This is a genomic window from Pseudomonas sp. FP1740, assembly GCF_030687165.1.
Classification (GTDB): Bacteria; Pseudomonadota; Gammaproteobacteria; order Pseudomonadales; family Pseudomonadaceae; genus Aquipseudomonas.
Genome location: NZ_CP117461.1, coordinates 3,009,079 through 3,027,899 on the forward strand (window position 1 = coordinate 3,009,079; position 18,821 = coordinate 3,027,899).

The following is an 18,821-nucleotide window of genomic DNA, read 5'->3' on the forward strand; positions in this document are numbered from 1 at the left end:
CAGTGACTGAATCCTAACTCAAGTGCGCGCATATGACTTCTGCTCATAACAGCGGGTTATGAGGCTACGTACGTTTCAGGTTCGCGAGTGAGGGTGACGCCTGATTGCACCAGCACAAATTCGTTGTCGTCGAGTTTGTTGAGCCGGTCGCCAATGGCCAGCTTATAGGTGGTGACTGGCGCAGAGCCGGCGAGGCCGTCGTGCGACGGGGTGGATTCCTGGAACTCATGCACGGAATAAACACGGCCTTCCGCGTCTCTTGCATGGAACTGACCGACGAGTACTGCTGCCATCTGCTTAGAACCTCTGGAGATAAATCACTCAATTTGCGGTTCTGTAGACCGTGGTTGGGCGAGGTAAGTTTTCCTACAGGAAAAAAATAGTCAGGGGCGGCGATTTTCCGTCGTCCGCTGGTTGAATCGTCATTTGATCATCTATAACTAGAAGCTCTTTCCATCGAACAGTCGAGAATCTTCCATGAGCAACGTCTACGAGATCGCCGTTCTGGTCGGCAGCCTGAGAAAAGCATCGATCAACCGCAAGGTCGCGCTGGCGCTGGCCGAGCTGGCACCTGCCAATCTGAAGCTGACGATCGTCGAAATCGGCGATTTGCCGCTGTACAACGAAGACATCGATGGCGATTCACCGCCGGCAGCCTACAGCACTTTCCGACAACAAGTGCGCTCATCCGACGCGGTGCTGTTCGTGACCCCGGAATACAACCGTTCGGTGCCGGCGCCGTTGAAGAATGCGATTGACGTCGGTTCGCGTCCCTATGGCCAGAGTGTCTGGGACGGCAAGCCGGGTGCGGTGATCAGCGCCTCACCGGGCGCCGTCGGCGGATTTGGCGCCAACCACAATGTGCGCCAGTCGATGGTGTTTCTCAATGTGCCGTGCATGCAGCAGCCGGAAGCTTATCTGGGCGGTATGGGTTCAGCGTTCGACGAGGCGGGCAAGTTGTCGGAGTCGCTCAAGCCGTTCCTGCAGAAATTCATCAATGCGTATGGGCAGTGGGTCGAGCAGCATAAAAAGCCATGACCACTTCCTTTTAGCTCGTAGCAGCTGCCTCGCAGGCTCGGCAGCTGCTACATCAGGCATTTCATCCCACCTTCACTTTACGGCCTATTCAAACCTCCCTATATTCCGCGCTTCGTTTTTCCGTCGGGCTGGAACCGGGTTTATATGCTCATCGCATCGTTGATTTTTCTGCTGACCATCACTCTGGTGATCTGGCAACCCAAAGGCCTGGGCGTCGGCTGGAGTGCGGTATTCGGCGCGGGGCTGGCACTGCTGTCCGGGGTGGTGCACCTGAGCGATATTCCGCTGGTATGGCAGATCATCTGGAATGCCACCGGCACCTTCGTTGCGCTGATTATCATCAGCCTGCTGCTGGATGAGGCGGGGTTCTTTGCCTGGGCCGCGTTGCATGTGGCCCGTTGGGGGCGGGGCAGCGGGCGCAAGCTCTTTGCTTATATGGTGCTGCTCGGCGCACTGGTCTCGGCGTTGTTCGCCAATGACGGCGCGGCGCTGATTCTTACGCCGATCGTGATTTCCATGCTGCTGGCGTTGCGTTTTTCCCCGGCGGCGACCCTGGCGTTCGTGATGGGGGCCGGTTTCATCGCCGACACCGCGAGCCTGCCGCTGGTGGTGTCGAACCTGGTGAACATTGTTTCGGCTGACTTCTTCAAGATCAGTTTCAACCGCTACGCCGCGGTGATGATCCCGGTCAATCTGGTAAGCGTGGCAGCGACCCTGGCGATGTTGATGGTGTTTTTTCGTCGCGACATCCCCGGTGATTACCATCCCGAGCAATTGGCAGACCCGGCCACCGCGATTCACGACACTGCAACGTTTTATGCCGGTTGGGTGGTGTTGGTGATTCTGCTGCTCGGCTGCTTTGCCCTTGAACCGTTGGGCATTCCAATCAGCGCGATTTCCGCGGTGTGCGCTGCATTGCTGCTGGCCATTGCCGCCCGTGGCCACAAGATTTCCACGCGTAAGGTGATGAAAGAAGCGCCGTGGCAGATCGTGATTTTTTCCTTGGGGATGTACCTCGTGGTGTATGGCCTGCGCAACGCTGGGCTAACCGGGTACCTGGCCGGTTGGCTGGACGGTTTTGCCGGTTACGGCGTGTGGGGCGCGGCCATGGGCACCGGGGTGCTGACGGCGATGCTGTCATCGGTGATGAACAATCTGCCGACCGTGCTGATCGGCTTGCTCTCGATCGATGCCAGTCAGGCGACCGGCGTGGCGAAAGAGGCGATGATCTACGCCAACGTCATCGGCAGCGACCTGGGGCCGAAAATCACCCCGATCGGCAGTCTGGCGACCTTGCTGTGGCTGCATGTGCTGCAGCGCAAGAATATCCGGATTGGCTGGGGTTATTACTTCAAGGTCGGGGTTGTGCTGACGGTGCCGGTGTTGTTGGTGACGTTGGCGGCCTTGGCATTGCGGTTATCCATCTAGACCGGGCGGGCACTGCAAGTGCTCAACCACTGCCCGGCACATTCGGCCAAAGATCGGACACCAGAAAGAGCCGCTCGGCCTCTTCCCAATCCCCTTTGGCATTCTCTGTCAGCCGCACCATCAATTGCGCCGGTGCCAGCGGGTCCAGATCACTCAGCCACGCCTTCAGCTGTTCAGCGCTCCAGGTCTGCTCCTCGGGATAGTGCGCCGGCGCCAGCCAGGCATGGCGGGGCAGGGGTTGCCAGCGACCGAACGGACGCTGCACGACAAACTCCGCCCAATCCTTCTGGTGCAGCCAGCTACCGCGTAAATGCTGAGGGTGTGCGCCACTCGGTGGTTCGGCCTGCCCAGGCCACGGATAGAGCAGATAACCGCCCAGCCATAGATGCGCGCTGAACTGCTGGATATCCAGCGACGCCAGCACCTCACGGCTCTCCGCCCGCGCGGAAATCGGCAGTTGATGCCGGCTCAGGTGTTCCAGTTTGCGGTCCAGCCGATCATGACAACCCGGTCCGAGCCATTGCGCGGTGTCATGGCCGTCGCCGTTCTGCGGGCCGAGATAGAGCTTGATCGCCAGTTCCAGGTGATGCACACCATCGCGATCGCGCAGCAGCATGTCCAACTCGCCGAGGGTATGGCCTTCGCGACGGATCGGCATGTTGGCGGCTATCAGCTCGATCCCCGGCGCGTGCCGCACGGCGTACTGCCACAGCCGTTCGTAGTACAAACCCAGGCGCCGGGTCCTGGCCTGGGCCAGCCAGTGCAGCAAATCGTAACTGTCACGATCCAGTTGCCTGAGCCAGTGTTCCAGGCGCTCCGGCGCCTGCACCCAATCACTGCCGGCCAGGGGGTGACGCTGCGGCCACGGGGTGGCGTCGAGCATCGGCGGCGCGAGGATGACCCAAGCCAGGTCGCGCACTTCAGGGTGGCGCAACTGGTGAGGTAACTGGAGCAAGTCTGGAAATAGGATCATCTTGCGAGCATAGCCTCATAACTCGTGGCTGAAAGGGTTTTGTCTACGCCACGCTTTCGCCCATAATCGTGTTTTTCGCCGCCACACGCGTTAGGGGCCCCATGGAGCAATTTCGTAATATCGGCATCATCGGTCGCCTGGGCAGTTCTCAGGTGCTGGATACCGTCCGCCGACTGAAACGGTTTCTGCTCGATCGTCACCTGCACGTGATCCTCGAAGACACCATCGCCGAAGTCCTGCCAGGCCATGGCCTGCAAACCTCGTCGCGCAAGATGCTCGGTGAAGTGTGTGACATGGTGATTGTGGTCGGTGGTGACGGCAGCCTGTTGGGCGCCGCCCGGGCGCTGGCCCGGCACAATATTCCGGTGCTCGGCATCAACCGTGGCAGCCTGGGATTCCTCACCGATATTCGCCCCGATGAGCTGGAAGTCAAAGTCGCCGAAGTGCTCGACGGCCATTACCTGGTGGAAAACCGCTTCCTGTTGCAAGCCGAAGTCCGGCGCCACGCCGAGGCCATCGGCCAGGGCGATGCGCTGAACGATGTAGTGCTGCACCCCGGCAAGTCGACGCGAATGATCGAGTTCGAACTGTATATCGACGGCCAGTTCGTCTGCAGCCAGAAGGCCGACGGCCTGATCGTCGCCACGCCGACCGGTTCGACCGCTTACGCCCTGTCGGCAGGCGGCCCGATCATGCATCCCAAGCTCGACGCTATTGTGATTGTGCCGATGTACCCCCATACCTTGTCGGGTAGGCCGATTGTGGTCGATGGCAACAGTGAGCTGAAAATCGTCGTGTCCAAAGATATGCAGATTTACCCGCAAGTCTCCTGTGATGGGCAGAACCATTTCACCTGCGCGCCCGGTGACACCATCACCATCAGCAAGAAAGCGCAGAAGCTGCGGCTGATTCACCCACTCGACCACAACTACTATGAAGTCTGCCGGACCAAGCTCGGCTGGGGCAGCAAGTTGGGTGGTGGAGGCGACTGATGCTCGATCCCGCGCGTAGCTACGACCTGATCGGTGACGTGCACGGTTGCGCTCTGACCCTTGAGCACTTGCTCGACCGGCTCGGTTACCACAAACAGGCAGGTGTCTGGCGGCATCCGTCGCGCATGGCGGTGTTCCTCGGCGACATCATCGACCGCGGCCCGCGGATTCGCGAGGCGCTGCACATCGTCCACGACATGGTCGAGGCTGGCCAGGCGCTGTGCATCATGGGCAACCACGAATTCAACGCCCTCGGCTGGAGCACGCCGGCGCTGCCGGGCAGCGGCAAACAGTTCGTGCGCGAGCACACCCCGCGCCACGCTCGCCTGCTTCAGGAAACCCTGACCCAGTTCGAAGATCACCCCCAGGATTGGCACGACTTCCTGCAATGGTTCTACAAGCTGCCATTGTTCGTCGATGCCGAGCGTTTCCGCGTGGTGCATGCCTGTTGGGATGCCAGCCTGATCGAGCCGTTGCGCGGGTTGTTCCCCGACGGTTGCATCGACGAGCATTTCCTCCAGGCCTCCGCGGTGCCCGGCAGTTTCGCCTGCACCGTGTTCGATCGCCTGCTGCGCGGCACCGACATGCGCTTGCCCCACGGCTTGACCATGACCAGCGGCGACGGCCTGACGCGCTCGTTCTTCCGCACTAAATTCTGGGAAGACGACCCGCAAACCTACGGAGACATCGTGTTCCAGCCCGACGCCTTGCCCGAGCCGGTGGCCCGCACGCCGCTGTCGTCCAGCGAAAAAGACAACTTGCTGCGCTACGGCATCGATGAGCCGATGCTGTTCGTCGGCCACTACTGGCGCAGCGGCAAACCGGCGCCGATCCGCCCGAACCTGGCGTGCCTGGATTACAGCGCGGTGCTCTACGGCAAACTGGTCGCTTATCGTCTGGATCAGGAAACCCGTCTCGACCCGCATAAATTTGTCTGGGTCGATGTCGAGCGGCCGGAGGTGTTGCAATGACGGCGGTGGCGGTATTGCGTCTACCACTGGCGGTAGATTTGAGCGGGTTCGTCAAACTGCTGCAGCGCATGCAAGTGCCCCATCGGGTCAGCGAAGAGGCGGGCGAGCAGGTGCTGTGGGTACCGGCCAGCATCAGCGAAGACGTGCGCTCGTTGTACGAACGCTTTCCGGCCGGCGACCCCGATCAGCAACTGGATATCCCGGTGGCGCCGACCCTGCAACGTCCGGGTTTTGTCGAGCAGTTGCGCCACAGCAAGGCCACGGCGTTCGTGCTGTTGCTGAGCCTGATCGTCGGCGTGGTGACGTTGCTGGGCGAAAACCTCGAGACGATGCGCTGGCTGACCTTCCTCGATTTTCGTGTGGTCGGCGAATACATCCATTTCACGCCACTGGCCGACAGCCTGGCGGCGGGGCAGTGGTGGCGTCTGGTGACGCCGATGCTGATCCATTTCGGCATCCTGCACCTGGCCATGAACGGCATGTGGTATTGGGAGCTGGGGCGGCGCATCGAGTCGCGTCAGGGCAGCATCAACCTGATCGGCCTGACGTTGCTGTTCAGCCTGGTATCCAACTATGCCCAGTTTTTTTTCAGCGGCCCGACCCTGTTTGGCGGGTTGTCCGGGGTGCTGTACGGCCTGCTCGGGCATTGCTGGATCTTCCAGTTGTTGTCGCCGAACCCTGCTTATCGCCTGCCTCGTGGGGTGTTGGTGATGATGCTGGTGTGGCTGTTGTTGTGCCTGTCGGGGCTGGTCTCGATGATCGGTTTCGGCGAAATTGCCAACGCGGCCCACGTCGGCGGGTTACTCATCGGATGCTTCACCGGTTTGTTGGGCGGTTTGTACAACCGCCGTAAACTGGCCGTCTAATCAGTTATGAATGAAGAGCGCGGAGCCCTTGATGTCCTCTTTTAACGAAATGATCAAAAACATTACCCCGGATATCTACCAGAGCCTGAAACTGGCGGTGGAAATCGGCAAATGGTCCGACGGTGGCAAACTCACCGCCGAGCAGCGCGAACTGTCCCTGCAAGCGATGATCGCCTGGGAAATCCAGAACCTGCCCGAGGAACAGCGCACCGGCTACATGGGCCCGCAGGAGTGCGCGTCGAAGTCGATCGAAGTGCCGAATATTCTGTTCAAGTCGGATGCCATCCATTGATCGAGATTGGCCGCGGTGCAATCAGCAAAATGTCGGCGCGCCTTGACGGGCCGAACGTGCAGTACGCTTTTCGTCTGGGCGACGCCGAGGTACCGGTCAATCCGTTGATCGGCACCACGGTGCGCCTGGAGTACCTGGGGGCGATCCACTGCACCCATTGCGGACGCAAGACCAAAACCAGTTTCAGCCAGGGTTACTGCTACCCGTGCATGACCAAACTGGCGCAGTGTGACATCTGCATCATGAGCCCGGAGCGTTGCCACTACGACGCCGGCACTTGCCGGGAGCCTGAGTGGGGCGAGAAGTTCTGCATGACCGACCATGTGGTTTACCTGGCCAATTCGTCGGGGATCAAGGTCGGCATTACCCGCGCCACCCAACTGCCGACCCGTTGGCTCGATCAGGGTGCCAGCCAGGCCTTGCCGATCGTGCGCGTCTCGACCCGCCAGCAGTCGGGCTTCGTCGAAGACCTGTTCCGCAGTCAGGTCGCTGACAAGACCAACTGGCGTGCTTTGCTCAAGGGCGATGCGGTGTCGGTGGACTTGGCGCAGGTTCGCGATCAACTGTTTGAAAGCTGCGCCGAAGGTTTGCACAGTTTGCAGGAACGATTCGGCCTACAAGCAATCCAGACGATTACCGACGTCGAACCGCTCGAAATCCGCTATCCGGTCGAGCAGTACCCGGCCAAAATCGTCAGCTTCAACCTGGACAAGAACCCGATTGCCGAAGGCACGCTGTTGGGGATCAAGGGCCAGTACCTGATTTTCGACACCGGCGTGATCAATATTCGTAAATACACGGCCTACCAGCTCGCCGTGCATCAATAAGGACTCCAGCATGCGCACCGAACAACCGAAGATGATTTACCTGAAGGACTATCAGGCGCCCGAGTACCTGATCGACGAGACGCACCTGACCTTCGAGTTGTTCGAGGACCACAGCCTGGTCCATGCGCAACTGGTGATGCGCCGCAACCCTGAACGTGGCCCGGGCCTGCCGCCGCTGGTGCTCGACGGCCAGCAACTCGAGCTGCTGTCGGTGACCCTGGCCGACCAGGAGCTGAGCGTCGCCGACTACCAACTGACCGAGAGCCATCTGACCCTGCACCCGACCGCAACAAGCTTCACGGTCGACACCAGCGTCCGGATCCACCCGGAAACCAACACCGCGCTGGAAGGCCTGTACAAATCCGGCACCATGTTCTGCACCCAGTGCGAGGCCGAAGGTTTCCGCAAGATCACCTATTACCTCGACCGCCCGGATGTGATGAGCACGTTCACCACCACGGTGGTCGCCGAGCAGCACAGCTATCCGGTGCTGCTGTCCAACGGCAACCCGATAGCCTCCGGTCCCGGCGAAGACGGCCGCCACTGGGCGACCTGGGAAGACCCATTCAAGAAGCCTGCCTACCTGTTCGCGTTGGTGGCCGGTGACTTGTGGTGTGTCGAAGACACTTTCACCACCATGACCGAGCGCTCCGTGGCGCTGCGCATTTATGTCGAGCCAGAAAACATCGACAAGTGCCAGCACGCCATGAACAGCCTGAAGAAGTCCATGCGTTGGGACGAAGAAGTCTACGGTCGCGAGTACGACCTGGACATCTTCATGATCGTCGCGGTCAACGACTTCAACATGGGCGCCATGGAAAACAAGGGCCTCAACATCTTCAACTCCAGCGCCGTGCTGGCCCGTGCCGAAACCGCTACCGACGCCGCGCACCAACGGGTCGAGGCGATCGTCGCCCACGAATACTTCCACAACTGGTCGGGCAACCGCGTGACTTGCCGCGACTGGTTCCAGCTGTCGCTGAAGGAAGGCTTCACCGTGTTCCGCGATTCGGAGTTCTCCGCCGACATGAACTCGGCCACGGTCAAGCGCATCCAGGACGTGGCGTACCTGCGCACCCACCAGTTCGCCGAAGACGCCGGCCCCATGGCCCACGCCGTGCGCCCGGACAGCTTCATCGAGATTTCCAACTTCTACACCCTGACCGTGTACGAAAAGGGTTCGGAAGTGGTCGGCATGATCCACACCTTGCTTGGCGCTGACGGCTTCCGCAAAGGCAGCGACCTGTACTTCGAACGCCATGACGGCCAGGCCGTGACCTGCGATGACTTCATCAAGGCCATGGAAGATGCCAATGGCGTCGACCTGACCCAGTTCAAACGCTGGTACAGCCAGGCCGGCACACCGCGTCTGGCGGTGAGCGAGTCCTACGATGCCGCAGCGAAAACCTACAGCCTGACCTTCCGCCAGAGTTGCCCGGAAACCCCGGACAAGGTTGAGAAGCTGCCGTTCGTGATTCCGGTGGAGCTGGGTCTGCTTGATTCGAAAGGTGCGGCGATTGCATTGCGTCTGTCCGGTGAAGCCAGTGCTCAAGGCACTTCGCGGGTGATCTCGGTGACTGAAGCCGAGCAGACCTTCACCTTCGTCGACATTGCTGAAAAACCACTGCCGTCGTTGCTGCGCGGCTTCTCGGCGCCGGTGAAACTGAGCTTCCCTTACGACCGCGATCAACTGATGTTCCTGATGCAGCATGACAGCGACGGTTTCAACCGTTGGGATGCCGGCCAGCAGTTGTCGGTGCAAGTGCTGCAAGAGTTGATCGCCCAGCAGCAGAAGGGCGAAGCGCTGGTGCTGGATCAGCGTCTGGTTGCAGCGCTGCGTACCGTGCTGTCCGACGAGACGCTGGATCAAGCCATGGTCGCTGAAATGCTCTCGCTGCCAAGCGAGGCGTACCTGACCGAAATCAGCGAAGTGGCTGATGTGGAAGCGATCCACACCGCTCGCGAATTTGCGCGCAAGCAACTGGCGGACACTTTGTTCGAAGCACTATGGCTGCGTTATCAGGCCAATCGCGATCTGTCGAAGAAAACTCCGTATGTGGCCGAGGCCGAGCACTTCGCCCGCCGCGCACTGCAGAACATTGCGTTGTCCTACCTGATGCTCAGCGACAAGCCAGAAGTATTGGCGGCAACCCTTGAGCAGTTCGACAGCTGCGACAACATGACCGAGCGCCTGACCGCGTTGGCCGTGTTGGTGAATTCGCCGTTCGAAGCGCAGAAAGCCAAGGCACTGGCGAGCTTCGCCGAGCACTTCAAGGACAATCCGCTGGTCATGGATCAGTGGTTCAGTGTTCAGGCCGGCAGTGTATTGCCAGGCGGTCTGGCGCGGGTCAAAGCCTTGATGCAACACCCGGCGTTCAACATCAAGAACCCGAACAAGGTGCGGGCACTGGTCGGCGCATTTGCCGGACAGAACCTGATCAACTTCCACGCGGCAGATGGTTCCGGGTATCGCTTCCTGGCGGATCTGGTGATTGAGCTCAACGGCTTTAACCCGCAGATTGCTTCTCGCCAACTGGCGCCGCTGACCCGCTGGCGCAAGTACGACAGCGCCCGTCAGGCGTTGATGAAAGGCGAACTGGAGCGGATTCTCGCTTCGGGGCAGCTGTCCAGCGACGTGTACGAAGTGGTCAGCAAAAGCCTGGCCTGACCTTGCCCAACTGATCGTCCGATCGTTCCCACGCTCTGCGTGGGAACGCATCCCGTGACGCTCCGCGTCACAGCCTCAACAGCGGACGCAGAGCGTCCATGGCGGCATTCCCACGCAGAGCGTGGGAACGATCTTCCGACCCGACACCATCATCCCTCCGAATGCCTCCCCATTCACCCACACCCCATATCCCCCCAGTTAACAAAAGATAACGTGGCGTCGATTGTCAGACCTTTCCAAACCCCGATAGGATAAGCCCAGCTTCCGAAGGGGCTCTGGATTGCGGGTTTCAGGACTATGCTTCTGAATAGGGCAATTCCGGTGAGCACCCCTTACGGCGCCCTGAAGGGTTGAACGACCTAACAATAATAATGGGGGAAGGTCTATGAGTGAGCCTGTCATGGGTGTGAGTATTTGCCGCCCGCCGGTATTACGCAGGTTCGCGTTGCTGGCTACAGCGCTCTCGCTGTTGGGTTGTGCCGTGTTGTCGGCCCCTGTGCTGGCCGCTGCCGCGCCGACCGCCGACGTGGTTTATTCCATTGAATCCGCCAAGGCCAGCAAAGGCCTGATGCTCGATGTCGTGCACGCCGGCAAACGCCTGGTGGCGGTCGGCGATCGCGGACACATTCTTTACTCCGATGACCAGGGCGCGACCTGGACCCAAGCCAAGGTGCCGACCCGGCAACTGCTGACAGCGGTATTTTTTGTCGATGACAAGCACGGTTGGGCCGTCGGCCATGACGCGCAGATCCTCGCCAGCGAAGACGGCGGGGTCACCTGGACCAAACAATTCGAAGACCTGCGCCGCGAATCGCCGCTGCTGGATGTCTGGTTCAAGGACGTCGACAGCGGCTTTGCCGTCGGCGCCTACGGTGCCTTGCTGGAAACCACCGACGGTGGCAAAAACTGGGAAGATGTCAGCGATCGCCTGGACAACGAAGACCAGTACCACCTCAACGCCATTGCCGCGGTCAAGGACTCCGGCATTTTCATCGTCGGCGAGCAGGGCAGCATGTTCCGTTCCGCCGATGAGGGGCAGACCTGGGAAAAGCTTGAAGGCCCCTACGAGGGCTCGCTGTTCGGCGTGATCGGCACCGCGCAACCGGCCACGCTGCTGGTCTACGGCTTGCGGGGCAATCTCTACCGCTCCACGGATTTCGGCACCACCTGGGAACAGGTCGAACTCAAGGCTGCACGGGGTGCGCTGGAATTCGGCCTGTCCGGCGCCACGTTGCTCGACGACGGTTCCATCGTGATCGTCGGCAACGGCGGCAGTGTCATTCGCAGCAGCGACGACGGCGAAACCTTCAGCGTGTTCAACCGTCCCGATCGCATTTCCGTCTCGTCGGTCACGGCGGCGGGTAACGGTAATCTGATTCTGGCTGGCCAGGGCGGCGTGCGCGTCACCTCGCCAACGGGCGCAGAGAATGGAACAAACGGGTCGTCCAAATGAGCCGGGCAAATAATAAGAAGGCGGGTCTATGACATCCTTAAGCACTCCTCATCAGGACAAGGCGACGTTTCTTGAGCGCCTGATCTTCAACAACCGCCCGGCAGTGATCGTCATCTGCCTGCTGGTCAGTATTTTCCTGTTCTGGCAGGCGACGCTGATCCGGCCGTCCACCAGCTTCGAAAAAATGATCCCGCTCGAGCATCCGTTCATTGAAAAAATGATGGAGCACCGCAACGATCTGGCGAACCTGGGCAACACGGTGCGGATTTCCGTGGAAGCCACCGATGGCGACATCTTCTCCAAGGAGTACATGGAAACCCTGCGCCAGATCAACGACGAGGTGTTCTACATCTCCGGCGTCGACCGTTCCGGCCTCAAGTCGCTGTGGAGCCCTAGCGTGCGCTGGACCGAGGTGACGGAGGAGGGCTTCGCCGGTGGTGAAGTGATCCCCCAGAGCTATAACGGCTCCCAGCAGAGCCTCGACCTGCTGCGTAACAACGTGCTCAAGTCCGGGCAAGTCGGGCGGCTGGTGGCCAACGACTTCAAGTCGAGCATCGTCGACATCCCGCTGCTGGAGTCCTACCCGGACCCGCAAGACCAGGGCAAATTACTGGCGCTGGACTACCGCAAGTTCTCACACGAACTTGAAGACAAGATCCGCAACAAGTTCGAAGCCCAGAACCCTAACGTGAAGATCCACATTGTCGGGTTCGCCAAGAAAGTCGGCGACCTGATCGATGGGCTGGTCATGGTGGTGATGTTCTTCGGCGTCGCCTTCGTCATCACCCTGATCCTGCTGTACTGGTTCACCAACTGCATGCGCAGCACCGTGGCGGTACTGAGTACGACACTGGTGGCGGTGGTCTGGCAGCTGGGCTTGATGCACTTTTTCGGCTTCGGGCTGGATCCGTACTCGATGCTGGTGCCGTTTCTGATCTTCGCCATCGGGATTTCCCACGGCGTGCAGAAAATCAACGGTATCGCCTTGCAGTCCAGCGAGGCGGACAACGCGCTGACTGCGGCACGGCGCACATTCCGTCAGTTGTTCCTGCCGGGGATGATCGCGATCCTCGCGGATGCGGTGGGCTTTATCACGCTGCTGATCATCGACATCGGCGTGATTCGCGAACTGGCCATCGGCGCGTCCATCGGCGTGGCGGTGATCGTGTTCACCAACCTGATCCTGCTGCCGGTAGCGATTTCCTACGTGGGTATCAGCAAACGCGCCGTCGACCGCAGCAAGAAAGACGCGCACCGCGAGCATCCCTTCTGGCGCCTGCTGGCGAACTTTGCCAGCCCGAAAGTCGCACCGGTCTCCATTGCCCTGGCGCTGATCGCCTTCAGCGGTGGCCTTTGGTACAGCCAGAACCTGAAAATCGGCGACCTCGACCAGGGGGCGCCGGAACTGCGTCCGGACTCGCGTTACAACAAGGACAACAGCTTCATCATCAACAACTACTCCACCAGTTCCGACGTGCTGGTGGTAATGGTCAAGACCAAGCCCGAAGGTTGCTCGCGCTATGAAGCCATGGCACCGATCGACGAGTTGATGTGGAAGATGCAGAACACCGAGGGCGTGCAGTCGGCGATCTCGCTGGTGACCGTGTCCAAGCAAATGATCAAGGGCATGAACGAGGGCAACCTGAAATGGGAAACCCTGTCGCGCAATCCGGACGTGCTGAACAACTCCATCGCCCGCGCCGATGGCCTGTACAACAACAATTGCTCCCTGGCGCCGGTGCTGGTGTTCCTCAACGATCACAAGGCCGAAACCCTGGATCGCGCGGTTCATGCGGTGCAGGACTTCGCCAAAGACAACAACAAGGAAGGCCTGGAATTCCTCCTCGCCGCCGGTAACGCCGGGATCGAGGCCGCCACCAACGAGGTGATTAAGCGATCCGAACTGACCATTCTGGTGCTGGTGTATATCTGCGTCGCGACCATGTGCATGATCACCTTCCGCTCCTGGGCTGCGACCTTGTGCATCGTACTGCCGCTGGTGCTGACCTCGGTACTCGGCAACGCCCTGATGGCGTTCATGGGCATCGGTGTGAAAGTGGCGACCTTGCCGGTAGTGGCGCTGGGGGTGGGGATTGGCGTGGACTACGGCATCTACATTTACAGCCGTCTGGAAAGCTTCCTGCGTGCCGGTCTGCCGTTGCAAGAGGCGTACTACCAGACGCTGAAGTCCACCGGTAAAGCCGTGTTGTTCACCGGTCTGTGCCTGGCAATCGGCGTGTGCACCTGGATCTTCTCGGCGATCAAGTTCCAGGCCGACATGGGCCTGATGCTGACCTTCATGCTGCTTTGGAACATGTTCGGCGCACTGTGGTTATTGCCGGCACTGGCGCGGTTCCTGATCAAGCCGGAAAAACTGGCGGGGCAGAAGGGCAACTCGCTGTTTGCTCACTAGGCGTCAGCCTGAACCAAAAAGCCGCAACTCAGGTTGCGGCTTTTTTATGGGGGAGCGAATCACTCAGCGTGGTTGTAGCGTCAGGAATGCACTGTTGGCCAGTTCCTTGCTGATGATCCCGCGGTGGATATCGATTTTCTGTTTCGGATCTGTAGCCTTGGCCATTGCCAATTCGTAGGTTTCGAAGCGTTGTTCACTGGTTTTCAGATGGGCCTGGGTATATTGCGCCTTGGCATCGTTGGAGCGTGCATAGTGAAAATGCGCGTACCACCAGGGTTGATCGTCTTTGTTCAACAGGACGTACTCCTGCATGAAGTCTTTACGTCCGGTTTTCAGTTGTACGCGATTGCCGATCATGCGTGGGTAAACCTCCTTGCACCGTAACAGATACTCCACACCCTCATTGCTGGGGGGCTGGGCCAGTGTCATGCGGGTGCGCAGTTCCGATGCCTTACTGTTGAGGGCTCGCGCGTGATCGCGTAAATCGCTGATTAACGAGGCATCTTGTTCCCGGTTTGGCGAGGGGGCCTCATGGTGTTCCAGGCCCTCGGCATACCCGGTCAGCTTTTGTGCTTCGCGTTGCAATTGCTCTTCAATTTCCTTGGGTGAGCTTGCGCGTTGCGCGTAACCTTCGATTTTCCTTACCTGCTTGTCGACATTGGCGATGGCCTTGCGGGCATCCCCTTTGAGCTGTGCGTAGGAGTGCGCGGAGGCCTTGGGCGCGGGCTGCTTGACCTCGACCATTTCTACCCAGACATTCGGCTCATGTTCATGGAAAGAAGCCAGTGGCGCATCTTCGAGTGGACCGTTGATATCAACAATGTCTCCGCCCTGGTTAGCCACGCGGGGGCGAATATCGCCGATCAGAGTGCCCTTGGCGGTTTTGATGACCCGCTTGCGACTGGCCCATGAAGAGGGGCGCTGGATCGGGGGCTTGCTGGCTCCGGATGAAGACGGACCGGGCTCGGAGACCGAAGGTTGCGGGAGGTTTTGAAGGTCGTCGGCCAGACGTCGCTCGGCATCGAGGCGCAGTTCACCGATGATCTCTCGCAGGCGATTGAAAGCCGCCGGCTGTAAATCTTCGGCATTGAAGATACCGATACTTTCAAGCCCGTCCAGTGCTTTGCGGTAGTGATCGACCAGGTTGTCCAGAACGGCGATCCGATCGCTGCTGTTATACGTGCGAGACGTTTGCAGTTCGGAATGGGAGCGAGACAGCAACATCAGGGGATCGAGTGCGCGTTCGAGTGGGGCCATGGTGGCGCTACCCAGTTCCTTCAGACTGAGAATCCGCAAGATGCTCAGTTGGTAGGACTTGACTCGCAAGGCGGTCAATTCATTCTCGGAGCGATTGTCGGTCAACCGTTTCCAGTCCTCCAAGCCCAAGCGAGACAGGTGTTTAAGCTCCGCAAGTCGGCTCTCTGTTTCTTCGTAGAACCTGATCATGGTTTCGTTGACTTCGGAGGTCCTGCGCATGAATTCGAAGTATCGATCCAGTACGACGTTGCCCTTGTCCTTGATTGCTTCGCGCAAGTGTTCGATACCGCGGGTCAAGTCCGCGTAAGTTCGATTGGTGGCTTCCCGTTCCCGGTCGGCGATGACCACACGTTTGCGCGCGTTGTTGATGAGATTCTCCAGCAGGCTGCGCTGCAGGTTTGGATCGGGATCAGTTTTGCTCAGAGCGCTTTTTTCGCGGATTTCGGCAAGCGCCGTTACATAGGTTTCGCTCTGTTTGTCCAGCTCGTCCGCGAACCGTTGGCGAAAAGTCGCGCGATCCTGCTCGTTGCTGGCGGGGTCGTTTCTTTTCAGCTCCATCAGTTTTTCCGCGATATCAACGCGTTTTTGCACCTGTGTCTGCTGCTGCAAAAATTCCTGGTGGTTCAGTTCCAGCAGGCTGATGCGTTGCTGTTTGCTCTCGCGCAGGGCATCCCGCCTGGCGTTACGTCCTCCGCCGAGCAGTTTCAGCCCTTGGTCCAGCGTCCACCGGCCGTATCCATCGGTTTTGAGCTTGATGCCCGGATGGTCGGGATGCTCGGGATGCACCAGGTAGACCTCACCGAAACCGGGCACGACACTCACGCGAAACAGCAGGCCGGCGACCGTGGCGTGCCATTTGTTGTCGATCCGGTACAGCCCCTTGAACGGACCGGTTGCGACAGGCTCTGGCAGGGCCGCGGGCCATGCAACCTTGACCGCCTGCAGCTTGTTGAACAGCCGCGCCGAGGTCGAATCCCGAGCGGTCGACAGGTTGAAATCCAGCAACGTATCGCCACTGCCCGGCGGTTCGGAGGGCAGTCCGGGTGTTTCTTGATAGATGGTTGTCTCGGGATTCAGCAAGTCCAGTGGCAACAAACGGCGCAGCGGATCGAGGGTCACCGGAGCGTCTTCGCCCATGCGCTCTGGCGCCAGTGCAGGCCGTTCACCTTGAGTTCGCGCGACATGCAAAAGGAGCAGGCCGATGTTCAAGAGCACATCGACCCAGGCCAGATTCCGGGTAGTTGGGTCATCACTGTCCAGTGCGGGCAGGTCGTTGATCAGGCTATGGGTGATTTGCAGCATCCAGCCCACCAGCATCGCCGGGCCGCGTAACAGTGGCAGTACCAGGTTGTTAAAGACCAGCCAGCCACCCTCAAGGATGATCGCCCAACGGCTTTCGGCATTGGACACCGATTGCCTGTCAGCCAGATCGGCCAGCGCCCGGGCGTTGCTGGCGAACAGGCTGGCCGGCAATCGACCTTCCTCCACTGCACTGAGCCACTGGGCCGCAGCTTCGTCGCCTGCCAGAATCGCCGGTTTCGGCTTGTCGGGCGGTGAGAACTCGTCGCCGATGTGAAAGTGGTTGATATGCGGTTCGTTGAAACCGTTGTTGTCGTAAACCGGACGTGCGCGGTCCGGGAGCCAGGTCAGCACGCTGGTTTGCAGCGCGCCCTGTTGCGCGATCGCTTTGAGCAAGTCGCTGCGTGCGGCGTATTGCTGCAGTGATGGGGTGTACAACGGGCGATACAGGATATGTGGACCACTGGCCTGCAAATCTTTGGGCTCGATGATGAACATGTTGGCGGCCACATCACAGTCGGCGCCGTCCTTGCGTTGGAACGCCAGGGGCCGGATGACCACGGCCTGTTCATCGACGACCCGTTCGGCGGCGGTGCAATTCATCAACGCATCGACATAGCGATACCCCAGATGGGTGAACCCGTGCTCACCCTTGATCGAATGCTCGAGGGCCAGCAGGGGGAGATGAACCGACAGTTCCAGCGTGAACAATCGTTCCCGCTCCCGTGCGTCGTCGGTCTCGCCGAGCAGCAAGGTTTCGATCAGTTCGGGATAGTGCTGGCCGACATTGACCCGGCTCACCAGGTCCAGCAGATAGGCGTCGGTAGTCCACTGCTGAATCAGTTGGTCTCCGGTGTGACGGACAGTCATGCGGCCCTTGGGTTTTGTGGCGAGATTGTTGATCGCCAGCTCGGTCAGGGTCATTTTGACGGTTTCGATGTAGCCGCTGCCGAGGTCACCGACGGGCACATGAAAGGTCAGTTCCAGCTCGTCGGAGTTGTAACCGGGCGCCAGCGGATAATCTTCCTGCATCTGCTTGTGCAAGGCTTTTCGGGCAAACGTACGAAGGTCGTCGATGCCATCGTTGAAGGTGCGCCCCTGGGTCTGTTGCTTGACGCTGGCCATGGCCAGGACGTGCTTGCGATAGGCCATGCGGTCAGTGGGTGTCGCCGCTTGCAACCACCTGGGAATCGACGCGTGTATCGGTTGAAAAGCGGCATCGTCCGGTTGGCTGTCGATGAACAGCGTGGCGACTTCGGTGATCGCGTCAACGTGTTTCGCCAACTCGCCCAGGCCCCGGTTGGCGGGCAATTTGAGCGCAGCCAGATCTTCCAGTTGCCGGTTCAGGAGCAGGGCAGCCTGAATGTCAAAGATGTTGCCGTCCGGTTCAAACCGCTTCCAGGTGATGACATCAGCTTTGTATGCCTGCTGAAACCGTGCGCCCCAAGCCAGGCCGAAAGCTTCCAGGGAAGAGAAGGGCTCGATTTTGCCGGTCACGCTGCACAACAAATGGGTTTCACCACAAGTCACCAGGAGCTCGGAGGCCTGCAGCGTAATCGACACGTCACCTTTGGTCAGGGTGGTTTGCAGGGTGCAGGCTTGTATCGGGCCTTTTGACCGGGGCTGCTGGAGACGCTGCAGGTTGTCCGGGTGGCTGGCCAGCTCCGCGAGAATCCCGGCCTGCACCGGGTCGCTTTTCGACAGGCGGGTCGCGGATGTCTGCAGGACACCGGCCAGCAAGTTTCCCAACCATTGCCAGCGGCTGACGCCGGTCTCGTCCTTCTGGTTCCAGTGAAGGGTCAGCGATTCCTGAAGCCCGATGTGCAGCAAGTCGGGCAGCTCAAGGATGACCCCTGCAATCACCTGGAGATCAGGCAGGCGTGATGTGGTTTTGCCGACAGTCAGTTGCGCGGGCGCACGGTTGGTCAGAAAGCAGGCACGACCGAACCGCTCGCTGAAATCGACAGGTGTGCCGCTGGCCAGATAATCCAGTACCAAGTCCAGCAGCAACGTGAGGCGCCAGGCCCCGTTGGGAATCGGCTGCGCGATTTTGGTTCGCTCAGGGGCAAAGTCCAGTTGCGGGTATTTTTCCAGTACGCCGTCCTTGAGCAGGCGAGCGGTTTCCGAGCGCAGGGTGGGGCGGGAGCTGAAGCGGGCGCTGACGGCGTGCGCGATGATGTTGGTCAAATCCGTCGTGGCAGGGGGGGATGCAGGTATCGGCATGATGCAATCCTTTGCATGGGTTGAGTTACGCAAAGTAAGGCGAAGCCGCAATGGATGTGCGGTAACGGGATACCGCACATCCGGCAATTCGATGATCTAAGTGATGGCTACGTGGCGGCAA

Annotated in this window: 13 protein-coding genes; 10 read left to right on the forward strand and 3 right to left on the reverse strand. The window is 59.8% G+C overall.

All coding sequences use genetic code 11. The annotated features are described in order from the left end of the window. Window positions 1-56 precede the first annotated feature (56 nt). Window positions 57-293, reverse strand: coding sequence for a hypothetical protein (locus tag PSH69_RS13730; RefSeq protein WP_305412519.1), 237 nt, complete (start codon window positions 291-293; stop codon window positions 57-59). A gap of 184 nt (window positions 294-477) precedes the next feature. Here PSH69_RS13730 and PSH69_RS13735 point away from each other — a divergent pair, with 184 nt between their 5' ends. Together PSH69_RS13735 and PSH69_RS13740 are read left to right on the forward strand one after the other, a co-directional pair. After that, window positions 478-1,038 (forward strand): NADPH-dependent FMN reductase, encoded by a 561-nt coding sequence (locus PSH69_RS13735; RefSeq protein ID WP_086946062.1) that lies wholly within the window; start codon window positions 478-480, stop codon window positions 1,036-1,038. Window positions 1,039-1,182: 144 nt separating this feature from the next. Next, the gene (locus PSH69_RS13740; RefSeq protein ID WP_305412520.1) at window positions 1,183-2,466 is read left to right on the forward strand and encodes an arsenic transporter; all 1,284 of its coding nucleotides are present in this window, start codon (window positions 1,183-1,185) and stop codon (window positions 2,464-2,466) included. Between the two features lie 22 nt (window positions 2,467-2,488). Here the strand turns inward: PSH69_RS13740 and PSH69_RS13745 are convergent, their stop codons facing one another. Next, on the reverse strand, window positions 2,489-3,439 hold the full coding sequence (locus PSH69_RS13745; RefSeq protein WP_305412521.1) for a DUF1853 family protein: 951 nt from the start codon (window positions 3,437-3,439) through the stop codon (window positions 2,489-2,491). 101 nt (window positions 3,440-3,540) lie between these two features. On the opposite strand from PSH69_RS13745, the gene PSH69_RS13750 reads away from it, so the two are divergent. From PSH69_RS13750 to PSH69_RS13785, 8 genes are all read left to right on the forward strand, one after another. Continuing rightward, complete coding sequence (locus PSH69_RS13750; RefSeq protein ID WP_007906781.1) at window positions 3,541-4,431, forward strand: NAD(+) kinase; 891 nt, start codon at window positions 3,541-3,543, stop codon at window positions 4,429-4,431. After that, window positions 4,428-5,402 carry a metallophosphoesterase gene (locus tag PSH69_RS13755; RefSeq protein WP_172901237.1) on the forward strand — a complete coding sequence of 325 codons (975 nt, stop codon included), beginning with the start codon at window positions 4,428-4,430 and terminating at the stop codon, window positions 5,400-5,402. The genes PSH69_RS13750 and PSH69_RS13755 overlap by 4 nt, the downstream gene beginning before the upstream one ends. Beyond that, complete coding sequence (locus tag PSH69_RS13760; protein WP_019648963.1) at window positions 5,399-6,268, forward strand: rhomboid family intramembrane serine protease; 870 nt, start codon at window positions 5,399-5,401, stop codon at window positions 6,266-6,268. Before PSH69_RS13755 ends, PSH69_RS13760 begins: the two co-directional genes overlap by 4 nt. Window positions 6,269-6,299: 31 nt before the next feature. Then, a complete protein-coding gene (locus PSH69_RS13765) occupies window positions 6,300-6,560 on the forward strand; it encodes a YeaC family protein (protein ID WP_007937782.1) in 261 nt (86 codons plus the stop codon). Further along, window positions 6,557-7,387, forward strand: a complete 831-nt coding sequence (locus tag PSH69_RS13770) for a DUF2797 domain-containing protein (protein WP_018929611.1) — start codon at window positions 6,557-6,559, stop codon at window positions 7,385-7,387. The genes PSH69_RS13765 and PSH69_RS13770 overlap by 4 nt, the downstream gene beginning before the upstream one ends. A gap of 10 nt (window positions 7,388-7,397) precedes the next feature. Next, window positions 7,398-10,055: an aminopeptidase N gene (gene pepN, locus PSH69_RS13775; protein WP_305412525.1), complete on the forward strand. Its 2,658-nt coding sequence runs from the start codon at window positions 7,398-7,400 to the stop codon at window positions 10,053-10,055. Between the two features lie 385 nt (window positions 10,056-10,440). Beyond that, complete coding sequence (locus tag PSH69_RS13780) at window positions 10,441-11,508, forward strand: YCF48-related protein (RefSeq protein WP_305412526.1); 1,068 nt, start codon at window positions 10,441-10,443, stop codon at window positions 11,506-11,508. 28 nt (window positions 11,509-11,536) lie between these two features. Then, on the forward strand, window positions 11,537-13,921 hold the full coding sequence (locus PSH69_RS13785) for an RND family transporter (RefSeq protein WP_305412528.1): 2,385 nt from the start codon (window positions 11,537-11,539) through the stop codon (window positions 13,919-13,921). Window positions 13,922-13,984: 63 nt separating this feature from the next. Here PSH69_RS13785 and PSH69_RS13790 read toward each other — a convergent pair whose 3' ends face one another. Next, window positions 13,985-18,700, reverse strand: coding sequence for a dermonecrotic toxin domain-containing protein (locus PSH69_RS13790; RefSeq protein ID WP_305412530.1), 4,716 nt, complete (start codon window positions 18,698-18,700; stop codon window positions 13,985-13,987). Window positions 18,701-18,821 lie beyond the last annotated feature (121 nt).

What these genes read in the sequence shown, in the direction of transcription:
- PSH69_RS13740 (WP_305412520.1), top strand. Translation starts at nt 1,183, where the DNA reads ATGCTCATCGCATCGTTGATTTTTCTGCTGACCATCACTCTGGTGATC.
- PSH69_RS13780 (WP_305412526.1), top strand. Translation starts at nt 10,441, where the DNA reads ATGAGTGAGCCTGTCATGGGTGTGAGTATTTGCCGCCCGCCGGTATTA.
- PSH69_RS13765 (WP_007937782.1), top strand. Translation starts at nt 6,300, where the DNA reads ATGTCCTCTTTTAACGAAATGATCAAAAACATTACCCCGGATATCTAC.
- PSH69_RS13730 (WP_305412519.1), bottom strand. Translation starts at nt 293, where the DNA reads ATGGCAGCAGTACTCGTCGGTCAGTTCCATGCAAGAGACGCGGAAGGC.
- pepN (WP_305412525.1), top strand. Translation starts at nt 7,398, where the DNA reads ATGCGCACCGAACAACCGAAGATGATTTACCTGAAGGACTATCAGGCG.
- PSH69_RS13760 (WP_019648963.1), top strand. Translation starts at nt 5,399, where the DNA reads ATGACGGCGGTGGCGGTATTGCGTCTACCACTGGCGGTAGATTTGAGC.
- PSH69_RS13745 (WP_305412521.1), bottom strand. Translation starts at nt 3,439, where the DNA reads ATGATCCTATTTCCAGACTTGCTCCAGTTACCTCACCAGTTGCGCCAC.
- PSH69_RS13750 (WP_007906781.1), top strand. Translation starts at nt 3,541, where the DNA reads ATGGAGCAATTTCGTAATATCGGCATCATCGGTCGCCTGGGCAGTTCT.
- PSH69_RS13790 (WP_305412530.1), bottom strand. Translation starts at nt 18,700, where the DNA reads ATGCCGATACCTGCATCCCCCCCTGCCACGACGGATTTGACCAACATC.
- PSH69_RS13785 (WP_305412528.1), top strand. Translation starts at nt 11,537, where the DNA reads ATGACATCCTTAAGCACTCCTCATCAGGACAAGGCGACGTTTCTTGAG.
- PSH69_RS13735 (WP_086946062.1), top strand. Translation starts at nt 478, where the DNA reads ATGAGCAACGTCTACGAGATCGCCGTTCTGGTCGGCAGCCTGAGAAAA.